This is a genomic window from Paramagnetospirillum sp. (genome assembly GCF_058402745.1).
In genome coordinates this window covers 162677-176637 of the sequence record NZ_JBZVFI010000007.1, presented here as the reverse complement: position 1 = coordinate 176637, position 13961 = coordinate 162677, and the positions used below count along the sequence as shown (strand labels likewise).

Below are 13961 nucleotides of genomic sequence, written 5' to 3'. Positions count from 1 at the left end.
CCCTACTTCCTGGGCGGAGCCAGGGAAATCTCCACCTTGCCGGTAAAGGGCCGCAATGTGGGTTTCGGCTTGGGCGGGGCCAGCGAGATGCCGTCCTCCTCGGCCTCCATCCTGGTCATGGCCGCCTCGACGGCGGCGCCCACCTCGGCCAGGTCGTCCTTCGCGGACTCGGCGGGCGCCTCGCCGGCCTCGGCCAGCATGGCCCGCATGTCGTCGTCGGAAAAGCCGGTCGTCGAGCCGATCTCCGGCAGGTCCTCGGTGGGGACGAAATCCTCATCCTCCTCGGCCAGCAGGGCGGCGATCTCGTCGTCGCTCATGGCCCCGCCCAGATCGAACGGCGGAGGCGGCGGACCATCGGGGGCGCAGGGGGCAGCCTGTTGCGACAGGGCCGCCAAATCCTCGTCGGAGAAGCCGGAGGCCGAGCCGATCTCGGGCAGATCCCCGACGGGCGCCGCGTCCTCGTCCTCGCCGTCCTCCAGCAAGGCGGCGATCTCGTCGTCGCTCATGGCGGTGTGGAAGGAGAAATCGGGCTTGGCCGCGCTCTCGTCGGCGGCCAGTTGAGCGTTGAATTCCTCTTCCTCCGTCGCCTCGGCCAGCAGGGCGGACAGGTCGGCGTCGGACAGGGTGGTGGAGGTGAGGTCGGCGGAATCCACCGCTGGCGCGCCCTCCTCCTCTTCCTCCTCCTCCACATCGCCCATGGCCAGGATGGCGGCCAGGTCCTCGTCGGACAGCACCCCGCCGGATTCCTCGGGCGGAGCGGCCACCTCCTCCAGCGGCGCGGCCTCGTCCAGCAGGGCGGCGAGGTCGTCGTCGGACAGGATGGTGGAGCCCAGATCGCCGAGATCGGCGGGGGCGCAAGGGGCCGGCTCCTCCTCCTCGCCCAGTTCCTCCACCTCGGCCATGGCCAGAATGGCGGCCAGATCGTCGTCGGACAGCGTCCCTTCGGACAGGGGCGGCGCGGCCTCGCCCAGCAGGGCGGCCATGTCGTCGTCGGACAGGATGGGCGAGCCCAGATCGCCGAGATCGGCGGGGGCGCACGGGGCCGGCTCCTCCCCCTCGCCGAGGTCCGCCACGTCCTCCATGGCCAGGATGGCGGCCAGATCGTCGTCGGACAGCGTCCCTTCGGCGACAGCGGGCTCCTGCTCGGCGGCGAAAGGCTCTTCCGGCGCCGGGGCGGGCTCCTCCTCGGCGGGCATGGCGCGCATGACCGCCAGCAACTCGGTGGACAGCATGGCCTGGGCGTTGGGTTCGGGCGGCGGCGCGGCCGGCGCCTCCCCCTCGGGCTCCATCTCCCCGGGCATCACCCGGCGGCGCATGTGATAGACCGTCTGCTTGCCGAAATCCTTGGCCAGCGACAGGACGCCCACGTATTCGCAGGCGAAGCGCTCGACGAAATCCTCGCCCCGGTTCTGGGCCTCCGAGCGCATGGCGCTCTGCTCGGCGGTCAGCACGGCGACGAATTGCTGGGTGGCGTAGACGTGGCCGATGACCGTCACCGGCTCGAGGCGCGCGGCGCGGTTGATGTGGCTGCCGTAGAAATTCTGGCGGCCGCAGATGGGATCGACGGCCTGGAACACCGGACCGGCATGCAGCGAGATGCGCAAGCTGAGCGGATGGGGCAGACGGTCGGCCAGTTCCTCGTCGGCCTTCAGCACCATCTCCTGCAGGGTCTGGGCGTATTCGGCCATGGGCGTGGCCTTGTCCATCACCGCGAAGATGGCGTCGCCCCAGGTGTTGATGGCCAGCGGCTGGTGCTCGAGCGTCGCCATGCCCTCGGAAATGATCCGCAGGAAGTCGAGGAACACCGGGGTGTGTTCCTCCTTCAGCTTGGAATAGCCGGCGATGTCGCAGAACATCATGGAGCGGATGACCCGGCCCTCGCCCTGCTCCTCGTCCTGGCCGCCGTCCAGGTCGGGCATCATGGGCACGGCGTCGCCGGCCAGATTGGGGTAGCGCTGCAGCAGCCCGTCCAGGTCGATGATGCGCAGCCGGGAGATGTCCTCCCACTGGTCGATGAAGTCGGCGGCGCCGCCGGCCAGCGAGCCGGGCATCATGTCCCACACCGCCAGCAGGTAGGGGGCGGTGCGCAGGAAATCGGCCCGCAGCGTCGCCAGCCCGTGCAGGCACTGGTTGGCGAAGCGGTAGAGCATGCCGTGGCCGAGGAAGCGCTCCTCGGTGGCGTAGGTCACGGTGTTGGCCAGCTTCAGCGCGTTCCTGAAGCGCATTTCCCAGCGCGAGCCGCCATAGCGCACGTTCTCGGCGATGAAGTCGTCGATGGCGTAGGGCATCACCACGTTGACCTCGGCGCCGCGCTCCAGCATGGCCTCGATGAACAGGAGGTCCGAGCCGCAGGCGGCGGTGGAATACCCCACCTGGGCGCCCAGTTCGTCCAGGGACTTGGCGATCTCGGCGCGCACGGCCCCTTCCAGTTCGGCGGGGAAGTGCGGCCCCTCGCCCGGCCGGTCCAGGGCATGGCCGGTGAACACCACCACGGTGGGCGGCTTGATGATGTCGAAGACGGCGTCGGGGACGGAAAGCCCGCCCTCCTGCAGCAGGGCCAGCTGCTTCAAGGCCGCCACGGTGCTGCCGTAATGGATGCCTTCCAGCGTGCTGGCCCAGGCGAAGGAGGCCAGGGCGTCCTGTACCTCGCCCAGCAGCAGGTGGGCCTCGGCCACGGTGGCCAGCATCTGGTAGCGCTCTTCCGGCGACAGCGAAAGATCGGTCTCGGCGTGGCTGACCCGGTCGCGGACCCGGCGCGCCAGGTCGCGGGCGCCGTCATGGTCGCCCAGCAGCCACGAGGTCACCGCCGCGTCGATGCCGTCCCGGGAGGCGTTGCTGATGTGGAAGGCGCGCAGGAACAGTTCACGGCAATGCTCGAGATCGCTCCGCGACCCCGAGGCCAGCCAGGCCTCGCGGAACACGCCGGCCAGCGCGGTGTAGGTCTCGGAATCGGCGCTGGCCACCAGCTTCTTGCCGCGCACCAGCTCCAGCGCCTCGGCCAGTTCGGCCATGGAGGCCAGGGTGTCCTGGCTGTCGGCCTCGTCCAGCCCCTCGACGGCGCGGCGCAAGGAATTGTGCAGGCGATGGAACGGCCCCTCGTCGATCAGGATGACGTCGAGCACCGGCTGCAGCAGCTTGCGCGCCTCGTCCACCGCCCCGGTCTGGGACAGCGCCACGGCGCCGAAGATGGCCAGCTTGAAGCTGTCGGGATACTGCCTCAGGCCTTCCCGCGCCGTGTCGTGGGCCAGGAAGTTCTGGCCCTCCTCCAGCAGCTCGCGGGTGATCCTCTCCCACTCGGACAGGCTGCGGGGCGCACTTGCTCCGGCACTGATCGGGATCGAATCCGCCAAGGTGGCCAAGCCTTTCCAATGGGTCTGAATACCTGTGTACCATGAGCCGGCCCGCCCCGGAAGGTCCCCCGGGAAAGGTGAGCGGAACGGCCCGCCCCCATGGTAGGGGGCAATTCTTATTTTCTAATTAAATCAATCGGCTAATTCGATCATTGGGGCGGCGTATCGTCCGTTGACGAGGCCGGGGCGCGAGACTACCTTGATAAGGGAATTCTCTCCTTTGGCTCCTGGATCGAGGTGCGCTGCCCGCCATGACCGAGATCTACCCCCGCGACCTGATCGTCGATGGAAATCTCCCCGATTCCGATCAGTTCGCCGTGACCGCGGTGAATGGCCGGGTCGGCCGGGGTATCCGGGCCAAGATCCGCTTCGAGCGGGGAACGCGGGTCGCCAAATTCGCCGGCACGCTGTCCAACACCGTCTTCCAGCACAGCCTGCAGGTCTCGCCCGAGACCCATCTGCACGATCCCTATTTCGTCGGCCTGCTATCCCATTCCTGCGCCCCCAATTGCGTGCTGGACATGCAGCGCCTGGAGATTCTCGCCCTGCTGGACATCGAGCCGGGCGAACTTCTGACCATCGACTACGCGGTCACCGAGGACACCCTGTTCCGGCAGTTCCCCTGCAATTGCGGTTCGTCCCATTGCCGCCGCTGGATCACCGGACGGCGCGAGGCGGTCAACCAGGAGGGCAAGGCCTATCTCGCCGAACTGGCCGGCAAGCTTCCCCGCGTTCATCGGGGCGCAAGGTGACGGGCCACGCGCCGGCGGGCGGTGTGACGGACACTTTCGCCTCGGTCCGCGACTTCATCCGGGCCGAGCATCCCGAGTTTCCCGTCCACCTGCTGCGGCCCCATCGCCTGGAAGCCATGGCGCGGGACTTCGTCGCCGGCTTTCCCGGCGACACCCTCTACGCCGTCAAGTGCAACGCCCATCCCCTGGTGCTGTGGACCATGCGCCGCGCCGGCATCCGCCATTTCGACGTGGCCTCGCCCATGGAGATCGAACGGGTGGTGGAATGCGTGCCCGACGGCGTGATGTTCTACCATCACCCGGCCAAGACCCCGGGCCAGATCAGGCTGGCCTGGGAATGCGGCGTGCGCTTCTTCGCCGTGGACTGCATCGCCGAACTGGAGAAGGTGGCGGGGCTGACCGGTTCCTCCCTGCGGCCGGTGGTGCGCCTGGCCATCCCCAAGGGCTCGGGGGCGGTCTACGACCTGTCCACCAAGTTCGGCGCCGCGCCCGAGGTATTCGAGGCCATCCTGCGCCGGGCGGTGGAAATGGGGCTGAAGCCGGCCGCGACCTTCCACGTGGGCTCGCAATGCCTGGACCCCGCCGCCTTCCGCCTCGGCATGGAGATGGCCTGCGCCAGCCTCGACCGGGCGGGAATCGCCATCGACTGGATGGATATCGGCGGCGGCTTCCCCGCCTATTACCGCCTGACCCAGGCCCCACCCCTTTCCGCCTATTTCGAGGTGATCGCCAAGGCCCAGCGCGAGCTGGCCGCTCCGCGCGGCATTCGCCTGGCCTGCGAACCGGGGCGCGCCCTGATGGCCGAGGGCGGCTCGCTGCTGGCCCGGGTGAACCTGAGGAAGCCGGACGCCGTCTATCTCAACGACGGCATCTTCGGCGGCCTGACCGAGACCTATTGGGGCAAGGACCAGCTGTCCCTGCCCTTCCGCCTGCTGGATGCCCGCGGCGAGTTGAAGACCGGCCCGGCGGGGCGCTTCACCGCCTTCGGCCCCACCTGCGACGGCAACGACAAGCTGCCCTGGCCGCTGGACCTGCCCCAGGACGTGGCCGAGGGCGATTACATCGAGTTCAACCTGATCGGCGCCTATGGCCGCGAGATGGCCGCCCGCTACAACGGCATGCACTCCGACCGGGTGGCGGTGATCGAGTCCGATTTCGCCGGACATCAGGAGGAAGAGGCCATTTAGACCGATGGACTCCTTTCCCAACCGCTTGTATCGTTTCCACAGTTGTTTTGGTCATAAGAGAGGAGATTGGGGTATGAAGAAGATCATTCTCGTCGTGGGCACCGCGATGCTGCTGACCGCCTGTGGTCCGGGCCGCTGGGAGCCCTTCGGCGGCTTTTCCGATCCGGTGTGCATGCCCGACGGCTCGGTGGCCTTCTACCAGGAGGCCGACGCCAAGGGCAACCTGGGCGAGCCGCGCGCCAAGAAGGAAAACTGCCCCTGGAACAAGCCGGCCGCCAAGAAGTAGGCCTTCGTTCCAGTGCGTTTTCGTGGAAAGGGCCCCATCCGGGGCCCTTTCTTTTTGGGATCATTCCTCCGGCGGAACCGGCCGCTTCTTGCCCTGGTCGTCCACCGCCACATAGGTGAACACCGCGCTGGTCACCTTGACCAGGGCGTCCGACCCGCCATGGCGGCGCACCCAGGCCTCGACCCGCACCGACAGCGAGGTCCGCCCGACCCGGATGATCTCGGTGTAGCAGCTGACCTCGTCGCCCACATAGACCGGCTGGTGGAATTCCATGCCCTCCACCGCCACGGTGGGCGTATGGCCCCGCGCCCGGCGATAGGAATGAGTGCCGCCGGCCAGATCCATCTGGCTCATCAGCCAGCCGCCGAACACGTGACCGAACGGGTTGGTGTCGGCGGGCATGGCGATGGCCCGGGTGGACAGGCGGCCGCGCGGCGCGCCGCTGATTTCGATGCTCTCGCTCATGGGAAGTCCAGACCTTACAATATCTTGTGGTTAACTCCGACGACGCTACAGCATGCGCTTGCGCATCGGGCACGCATTTCTATAATGCCAGCCATGTCCGACCTGTTCCAGCAACTCGCCCCCAAGGCGACCGAATACTCCGCCAAGGACATCGAGGTCCTTGAGGGGTTAGAGCCCGTCCGCCGCCGTCCCGGCATGTATATCGGGGGCACCGACGACCGTGCCCTGCATCATCTGGTGGCCGAGGTCCTCGACAACGCCATGGACGAGGCGGTGGCCGGCCATGCCGGCTGGATCGAGCTGGAGCTGGCCGCCGACGGCACCTGCACGGTGCGCGACAACGGTCGCGGCATTCCCGTCGATCCCCATCCCAAATATCCGGACAAGAGCGCGCTGGAGGTGATCCTCACCACCCTGCACTCGGGCGGCAAGTTCGGCGGCGACGCCTACAAGGTGTCGGGCGGCCTGCACGGCGTCGGCGTCTCGGTGGTCAACGCCCTGTCCGACCAGCTCACCGTCGAGGTGGCCCGCGACCGGGTGCTGTGGTGCCAGCGCTTCTCGCGCGGGTTGGCCCTGGGGCCGTTGGAGAAGGTGGGGCCGGTGCAGAACCGGCGCGGCACCACCGTGACCTTCCATCCCGACGCCCAGATCTTCGGCGAGCGCGCCCATTTGCGCCCCGGTCCGCTCTACCGCATGGCGCGATCCAAGGCCTATCTGTTCCGGGGCGTGCAGATCCGCTGGAAGTGCGACCCGCTCCTGATCAAGGACGGCGACGAGATTCCGGTCGAGGACACGCTGCACTTCCCCGGCGGCCTCACCGATTTCCTTCGCGCCGTGCTGAAGGACCGCCCGCTGGTCACCCGGGACGTGTTCAACGGCACCGCCCCCTTGTCCGACGACATGGGGCAGGTGGAATGGGCGGTGGCCTGGCCCGACGACGACGAGGAAGGCTTCACCAACACCTATTGCAACACGGTGCCCACCCCCGAGGGCGGCACCCACGAGGCGGGCTTCAGGAACGCCCTGACCCGGGGCCTGCGCGCCTATGGCGAGATGGCCGGCAACAAGAAGGCCGGGCAGATCACCGCCGAGGACGTCATGGGCGGCGCCTGCGTCATGGTCAGCCTGTTCATCCGCGACCCGCAGTTCCAGGGCCAGACCAAGGACAAGCTGGCCAGCGCCGAGGCCACCCGTCTGGTGGAGAACGCCGTCAAGGATCATTTCGACCACTGGCTGTCGGGCGACAAGGCCTCGGCCGGCGCCCTGCTGACCCGCCTGATCGAACGGGCCGAGGACCGGGCGCGCCGCCGCGCCGCCAAGGAAACCAACCGCAAGACGCCCACCAAGCGTCTGCGCCTGCCCGGCAAGCTGGCCGATTGCTCGCGCTCGGTCAATGTCGGCACCGAACTGTTCCTGGTGGAGGGCGATTCGGCCGGCGGCTCGGCCAAGTCGGGCCGCAACCGCGAGACCCAGGCCATCCTGCCTCTGCGCGGCAAGATCCTCAACGTCGCCTCGGCGTCGACCGACAAGCTGCGCGGCAATCAGGAACTGAAGGACCTGATGGAGGCCCTGGGCTGCGGCGCGCGCGACAATTACGACGACGAGAAGCTCAGATACGAGAAGATCATCATCATGACGGACGCCGACGTGGACGGCGCCCACATCGCCTCGCTGCTGATGACCTTCTTCTATCAGGAAATGCCCGACCTGATCCGGAACGGCCACCTGTACCTGGCCCTGCCGCCCCTGTACCGCCTGGCCCACGGCCAGATCGTCGCCTATGGCCGCGACGACGCCCACAAGGAAGAGCTGCTGAAGACCCTGTTCGCCGGCAAGAAGAACGTGGAGATCAGCCGCTTCAAGGGCCTGGGCGAAATGCCCCCCGCCCAGCTCAAGGAAACCACCATGGACCCGGCCAAGCGCACGCTGCTGCGGGTCACCATCCCGTCGGGCCGCACCGAGGAGGACCACGAGGAAGCCAAGGACGTGGCCCGGCTGGTGGAAAGCCTGATGGGCAAGAAGGCGGAACTGCGGTTCCAGTTCATCCAGGAGCGGGCCAAGTTCGCCACGGATCTGGACGTGTAGGACGTCCAGGTTCTGGCAAACACCTGGGGTGGCCGGCGTGATATGCAGGTTCAGGTGATGCTGAATCGCGCCAGGGTCTCGGCCAGATCGTCGCCGAATTTCGGTCCCTTGCGGATCAGCGAGGCACGCGGCGGCAGGCCCTTGAGCTTGGGATTGCCCCATTCGTAGCTGGTGAACAGGGCGAAGGGGATGGAGTCGGTCACCGGCATGGCGGCCAGGGCGCATCCCAGGTCGACGCCGGACAACAGGCCCAGTTCCACCGAGGCGATCACCATGTCGGGGCGGGTGCGCACCACGGTTTCCATGGCGGCGAAGCCGTCGCGGATGGTCGAGGTGCGGTAGCCGCAGGCGGCCAGTTCGCGCTCGACGATGCGCGCCATGGCCTTTTCCGGCACCACCAGCAGAATCTCGACGTTCTTCTTCTCGATCTTGCCGAAATCGATGTCGGCGGTGCGCTTGGCCGGCAGGGCGCGCACCACGGCCGGCGCGTCGGCCTCGGAGACCTGCTCGCCATCGGCCAGCTTCTCGATCTTGTCGACGAACACCTGAATCTCGTCCAGCTCGGCGGGGCCGGCTTCCTTCAGTTCGCCCACGTACTCGTCGAACCGGTGGGTGACCAGCTTGATCATGGGCAGGCTGAGGCCCTGGGCATGGCTGCGCAGATTGCTGGCCTCGCGCTTCAGGGTGGCCAGGCCCTCGGCGGCGGAAACGCTCCTGGAGCGCATGTTGCCGATCAGCACCTGCAGCTGGCTGGCGGTATCCCTGAGCTCGTCGAGGAACTCGTTGATGACGCGAAGTTCGTTCTCGTTATCGGCGGAATCGAAAGAAGCCATGGTCCCCCCCAAACAACTGTGGCCGCCAAGGGATACACCACTTGCGGCACAGAGAAAACCCATCCCTGTAAAAGGCTATTCGGCGGCCTGGCGCTCGGCGACCAGCATGTCGGCCAGGGTGTAGCCGTCCAACACCTTGAAGAAGGCCGACAGCCCCGAAGACAGGGCGTCGCGGGCGATGCAGCTGCCCGACAGGCGGCATTCGGCGGCGGAGTCGCAGCGCATGCAGCGCACCAGGGTGAAGTCGTCCTCGGTCTCGCGGATGAACTGCCCCAGCTTGATGTCCTCGGGCCGGCGCAGCAGGCGCACGCCGCCGTACTTGCCCCGCACCGTCTCCAGATAGCCGGCGCGGCCCAGCTGGTGCACCACCTTGGTCAGATGGTTCTTGGAGATGCCGTAGCACTCGGCGATTTCGTTGATGGTGACCAGATCGCCCTTGTGCCGCCCCACATGGACGAGGACTCGCAACGCGTAATCGGTGTGCAGGGTGAGGCGCATGGTGGCGAATATCCACATGAAAATTGTGAGAACCCTGAACATGCTGCGATAATATTTGATTTTGGTCAAGACGGCCGGAAGGCATGGGTCTCCTGCGCGACGGCACACTTTTTTCCACGGACGGGGCCGCGAGGGCGCCACTGCCCTTCCCCCGCCCCTTCTCCGCTTGTACCATCGCGGGTGGAGAGGCGAAGGAGGGGGATGCCGCCGACCATGGCGTATGCGCGCTTCGTTCGTTGGATCAGGGCCCTGCCCATCGCCTGGCGCATTCCGCTGGTGGTGGCGCTGAACGTCGGCGTGGCCCTGGCGGTGGGCGGCCTGGGCTGGCACGCCGCATCGGTGATGGATTCCGACCTGGACGAGCTGCGCACCGTACAGCACCGCACCACCGCCCTGGCCGAGATCGACATTCGCGCCTCGCGTCTCCAGGGCATGATCCGCCAGTACCTGGCCAATCCCACCGACGACCTCCTGAAGGACGCCATGCGCCGCTCCGAGGAGCTGTTCGTGGCCATGGGCGACGCCACCGCCCACCAGAAGCCGCTGTCCGACGACGCCCACGCCATGCATCAGGCGGCCCGGCGCTTCGTCTCGGGCTTCCAGACGCTGAAGGCCATCAACGCCGACATCCTGCGCCTTTATGAAAGTGACGTGCTGCAATCCACCAGCGAGATGTCGGGGCTTTACGCCATCCTCAACTCCACCACCCGGTCGCGCAGCGGCGATTCCCTGAGCCCCGCCCTGGTCAAGTCCCACGAGAATTTCGTCGAGGCCCTGATCTCGATCAATGCCTTCTACTTCAACGGCCAGGGGGTCGGCGCCATCAACGCCCATGCCAGCCTGCAGCGGGTCATCGACACCATCCCGGCCCTGACCGCCCTGGCCACCAGCGACCTGCAGCGCGATGCCCTGGCGGTGATCGGCACCAGGGCGCGCACCCTGTCGGCGGCCATCGAGGCCATCGCGCGGGGCTTCGACGAGCGGTCGCGCATCCTCACCGACGAGGTGGACGCCAGCCAGGCCGTCATGTCGGCGGCCATCGACCGGCTGATCATCCAGGGCCGCGACCGCGAGGAACGGCTTCAGCGCCGCTCGCGCCACCAATTGCTGCGCCTGGCCGTGGTGGGAGCGGGCGCCGCCCTGGTCCTGCTGCTGGTGGGCGCCTGGATCAGCTGGATGATCGGGCAATCCATCCGTTCGCCGCTCCAGCGCCTGCGCGAGACCATGGAGGCCGGCGCCCGGGGCGACTGGTCGCGCGAGGTGGAGGGACGCGACCTGCACGACGAACTGGCGGCCATGGCCCGCACCGTCGAGGTGTTCAAGCGCAACTCCCTGGAGAAGCAGCGCCTGGAGGCGGAACGCGAGGAGGCCGGACGGCGGGCGGAGGAGGCCAACCGCCGGACCCTGCAGGACCTGCTGGCCCAGATCGAGGCCCACGAGCATCCGGCCTCGTTCACCCGGCCGGTGGCCGCGGCGCCCGAGACCGAGGCCGCCGAGATCGCCGCCGCCTTCAACCGCGTGCTGACCAAGTTCGACGAGGCCAATCGCGGGCGCGACGCCGCCATCAGCGCGCTCACCATCGCCAAGGAAAGCGCCGAGGCGGCCAATCAGGCCAAGTCGGCCTTCCTCGCCACCATGAGCCACGAAATCCGCACCCCCATGAATGGGGTGATCGGCATGCTGGAACTGCTGGATCATACCGGACTGGACGGCAACCAGCGCGACCTGGTGGCCACCACCCGCGAATCCGGACTGGCCCTGCTGCGCATCCTGGACGACGTGCTCGACTTCTCCAAGATCGAGGCCGGGCGCCTGGAGCTGGAGCGGGTCCCCGTCCACCTCGACCGCCTGGTCGAAGGCGTCGTCCAGACCGTCGCCCCGGCGGCGGCGGCCAAGTCGCTCACCCTCTCGGCCTTCGTCGATCCCGGCCTGCCCACCACGGTGCTGGCCGACCCGGTGCGGCTGCGCCAGATTCTCTTCAACCTCGCCGGCAACGCCGTCAAGTTCACCGACCGGGGTCGCGTCGCCATCCATCTGGGCCAGGGCGGCATGGACGCCCAGGGCCGCGTCATGCTGTCCATCCGGGTGATCGATACCGGCATCGGCATCGACGACGCGCTCAAGGAACGCCTGTTCCAGCCCTTCACCCAGGCCGAGACCTCCACCACAAGGCGCTTCGGCGGCACCGGCCTCGGCCTGTCCATCACCCGGCGTCTGGTGGATCTGATGGAGGGGACCGCCGGCTTCGAATCGAGGCCCGGCGAGGGCTCGTCCTTCTGGTGCCGGCTGCCGCTGCCCATGGTCGAGCCCGCCCCCGCCGCCACCGGTCCGCTCACCGACCTGACCACCGACTTCATCGGCCTGCGCATCCTGGTGGTGGACCCCGACACCGAGGAGCGGACCCTGATCGCCCTGGTGACCGAACAGGGCGGCGGCGCGGTGGTGCGCGTCCCCGGCCCCCGGGAGGCCGAAGCGGCGTCGCGCAAGGCCACCGCCACCCAGGTCCCCTTCGACCTGGCCCTGATCACCGCCGATACCGTCACCATGGACGACCTGACGCCGCTGGGCGCCACGCCGATGCTGTTCATCGAGGGACAGGATGGCGGGCACAGGTTCAAGCTGGAACGTCATCCCGCCTGCCACGGCTTCCTGAGCCGTCCCCTCACCCGCGCCCAGATTTCGGCGGCGGTGGACCGGGTCGTCGGACCTTACGCCCCCGCCCGCCCGGCCTGCGCCCCCGCGCCCCCGCCCGAGACCCGGGCCACCCCCTGGGAGGGCGCCCCCATCCTGGTGGCCGAGGACCACCCGGTGAACCAGCAGGTGATCCGCAGACAGCTGCAATTGCTGGGCTTTCCCGCCGAGGTCTTCCCAGACGGCGCCGCCGCCCTGGCCGCCTGGCGCGCCCGTCCCTATTGCCTGGTGCTCACCGATTGCCACATGCCCATCATGGATGGCTTTCAGCTGACCGCCGCCATCCGGGCCGAGGAACATGCCCAAGGCCGCCACACCCCCATCCTGGCGCTGACCGCCAACGCCCTGGCCGGCGAGGCCGAGCGCTGCCTGAAGGCAGGAATGGATTCATACCTTTCCAAGCCGGTGGAGCTTCCCCATCTGCGCGATGCGCTCGAGCACCTGCTTCCGGACTATGCCCAAGGTTAGATATCTCATTAAATTCAATGGGATAGCGCTACAAAGAATCATAATTCGCGCTTTGCCCCCGGAATGAAGTCCCGATAACCTGAAACTGGCTCCGGATATCCGGATGGCCAGGGGTGTTCGGACATGCCGAGGGATGATGCCAGCGTGAAGAGGTCCATGGGCGACGCCGCCAGGCCTTTGCACACCCACAACGATGTGGTCCGCGTCATCAACGACACGCTGAAGAGCAAGGTGGCTGCGGTGTTCCGCTCGCTGATCCCCGCCTTCGAGAATACCTCGGGCGAGGAATTCTACGACATCGTCATGACCAATTCCGAGATGCTGCACGGCTGCATCGCCATCTTCCGCCGCAACCGCTCCGCCTTCCGCAATCTGCTGGTGGACGCGCGCGGGCGGCCGGTGAACGACGATTTCGTGGCGCTGCGCTGCGGCCGTTCGGTGCACGACGTCATCGCCATGATCGTCCGCACCCACGCCAAGCGCCATTTCAAGGCCACCCTGGGCGGCGATCCCAACGACCCGAATTCGCGGGCCGGGGCCATGTACAAGGCCATCAACGAATACCTGATCCACGACTGGCAGGTGCAGCTGGTCCCCCATTACGCCCCGCTGCCCCTGGCCAAGGTGCAGGAGATGGGGCCGCGCCTCCTTGACATCCGCGAGGCCGAGATACTCCAGTCCATGGCCGAGGCGGCGGCGGCGCCCTCCCTGATGACCGGCCATGCGCCGTCGGCGCTGGACCTGCCGCAGCCGGAACAGCAGTGGTGGAAGGCGCTGAACGATCCGGCCGTGGTCAAGGTTCTGGGCGAACGGCCCGAATCCGAGACCCGCGAACTGGTCGCCGCCCTGGGCGAGATCAACGACCTGGTGCATTCCGACCTGTTCAACCGCCTGCGGCTCGGCACCAATCAGGCGGCGGTGATCATGGTCACCGCCTACAAGCTGCTGGGCCGCGCCGGCTTCCGCACCCAGTTCGGCATTCCCGGCAAGCCGGCCGTGGTGGCCGCCATCGCCCAGCGCCTGGACAAGCGCGAGGTCGGCCCCCACACCGACCTCAAGCTGCTTCCCCAGATGACGGAAGCGGCGTTCCGGGGTTAAAGCCTGCCCGACTTAGGAAGACGCATCTCCATTGGCCGTCATTGCCGGGCTTGATCCACTGCCGTCCGGTTTACTTCGGCCAGCACCGGTCTCTTGCCTTGCCCGGGCTTGGTTTGAGATGGCTCCACCGGAATGGGGATACGGAAAAAGCCTCTTCAACCACCAAGACACCAAGAGGACGGAGCTGATCGCCCCGCCCAACCTCACCGTCATGGCCGGGCATCGTCCCGGCCATCCACGCGGATCCG

At 67.6% G+C, this 13961-nt stretch carries 10 protein-coding genes; 6 read left to right on the top strand and 4 right to left on the bottom strand.

Annotated elements, in window-relative coordinates; translation table 11 throughout:
* Positions 1 to 2: 2 nt before the first annotated feature.
* Entirely contained in the window at positions 3 to 3350 is a 3348-nt protein-coding gene (locus tag ACV4UZ_RS05670; protein ID WP_491599946.1) for an adenylate/guanylate cyclase domain-containing protein, read from the bottom strand.
* A gap of 251 nt (positions 3351 to 3601) precedes the next feature.
* On the opposite strand from ACV4UZ_RS05670, the gene ACV4UZ_RS05665 reads away from it, so the two are divergent.
* The 3 genes from ACV4UZ_RS05665 to ACV4UZ_RS05655 all read left to right on the top strand — a co-directional run bounded on the left by ACV4UZ_RS05665 (position 3602) and on the right by ACV4UZ_RS05655 (position 5575).
* Positions 3602 to 4102 carry an SET domain-containing protein-lysine N-methyltransferase gene (locus tag ACV4UZ_RS05665; protein ID WP_491599945.1) on the top strand — a complete coding sequence of 167 codons (501 nt, stop codon included), beginning with the start codon at positions 3602 to 3604 and terminating at the stop codon, positions 4100 to 4102.
* Between the two features lie 23 nt (positions 4103 to 4125).
* Complete coding sequence (locus tag ACV4UZ_RS05660) at positions 4126 to 5289, top strand: type III PLP-dependent enzyme domain-containing protein (RefSeq protein WP_491599944.1); 1164 nt, start codon at positions 4126 to 4128, stop codon at positions 5287 to 5289.
* Positions 5290 to 5362: 73 nt separating this feature from the next.
* Positions 5363 to 5575, top strand: a complete 213-nt coding sequence (locus tag ACV4UZ_RS05655; protein WP_491599943.1) for a hypothetical protein — start codon at positions 5363 to 5365, stop codon at positions 5573 to 5575.
* A 60-nt stretch (positions 5576 to 5635) separates the two neighbouring features.
* Here the strand turns inward: ACV4UZ_RS05655 and ACV4UZ_RS05650 are convergent, their stop codons facing one another.
* Positions 5636 to 6040 carry an acyl-CoA thioesterase gene (locus ACV4UZ_RS05650; protein ID WP_085371796.1) on the bottom strand — a complete coding sequence of 135 codons (405 nt, stop codon included), beginning with the start codon at positions 6038 to 6040 and terminating at the stop codon, positions 5636 to 5638.
* 93 nt (positions 6041 to 6133) lie between these two features.
* Between ACV4UZ_RS05650 and parE the strand changes: the two genes are divergently transcribed.
* On the top strand, positions 6134 to 8125 hold the full coding sequence (gene parE, locus ACV4UZ_RS05645; protein ID WP_491599942.1) for a DNA topoisomerase IV subunit B: 1992 nt from the start codon (positions 6134 to 6136) through the stop codon (positions 8123 to 8125).
* A gap of 50 nt (positions 8126 to 8175) precedes the next feature.
* Here parE and ACV4UZ_RS05640 read toward each other — a convergent pair whose 3' ends face one another.
* Both ACV4UZ_RS05640 and ACV4UZ_RS05635 read right to left on the bottom strand, forming a co-directional pair.
* Positions 8176 to 8958 (bottom strand): DNA-binding response regulator, encoded by a 783-nt coding sequence (locus ACV4UZ_RS05640; protein WP_491599941.1) that lies wholly within the window; start codon positions 8956 to 8958, stop codon positions 8176 to 8178.
* A gap of 75 nt (positions 8959 to 9033) precedes the next feature.
* A complete protein-coding gene (locus tag ACV4UZ_RS05635) occupies positions 9034 to 9456 on the bottom strand; it encodes an RrF2 family transcriptional regulator (protein WP_491599940.1) in 423 nt (140 codons plus the stop codon).
* Positions 9457 to 9669: 213 nt separating this feature from the next.
* Here ACV4UZ_RS05635 and ACV4UZ_RS05630 point away from each other — a divergent pair, with 213 nt between their 5' ends.
* Positions 9670 to 12615 (top strand): hybrid sensor histidine kinase/response regulator, encoded by a 2946-nt coding sequence (locus tag ACV4UZ_RS05630; protein WP_491599939.1) that lies wholly within the window; start codon positions 9670 to 9672, stop codon positions 12613 to 12615.
* A gap of 144 nt (positions 12616 to 12759) precedes the next feature.
* Entirely contained in the window at positions 12760 to 13713 is a 954-nt protein-coding gene (locus ACV4UZ_RS05625; protein WP_491599938.1) for a hypothetical protein, read from the top strand.
* Positions 13714 to 13961: the final 248 nt, after the last annotated feature.

Excerpts from the sequence above, each read along its gene's own strand:
- ACV4UZ_RS05665 (WP_491599945.1), top strand. The coding sequence starts at position 3,602 with ATGACCGAGATCTACCCCCGCGACCTGATCGTCGATGGAAATCTCCCC.
- parE (WP_491599942.1), top strand. The coding sequence starts at position 6,134 with ATGTCCGACCTGTTCCAGCAACTCGCCCCCAAGGCGACCGAATACTCC.
- ACV4UZ_RS05630 (WP_491599939.1), top strand. The coding sequence starts at position 9,670 with ATGGCGTATGCGCGCTTCGTTCGTTGGATCAGGGCCCTGCCCATCGCC.
- ACV4UZ_RS05655 (WP_491599943.1), top strand. The coding sequence starts at position 5,363 with ATGAAGAAGATCATTCTCGTCGTGGGCACCGCGATGCTGCTGACCGCC.
- ACV4UZ_RS05635 (WP_491599940.1), bottom strand. The coding sequence starts at position 9,456 with ATGCGCCTCACCCTGCACACCGATTACGCGTTGCGAGTCCTCGTCCAT.
- ACV4UZ_RS05650 (WP_085371796.1), bottom strand. The coding sequence starts at position 6,040 with ATGAGCGAGAGCATCGAAATCAGCGGCGCGCCGCGCGGCCGCCTGTCC.
- ACV4UZ_RS05640 (WP_491599941.1), bottom strand. The coding sequence starts at position 8,958 with ATGGCTTCTTTCGATTCCGCCGATAACGAGAACGAACTTCGCGTCATC.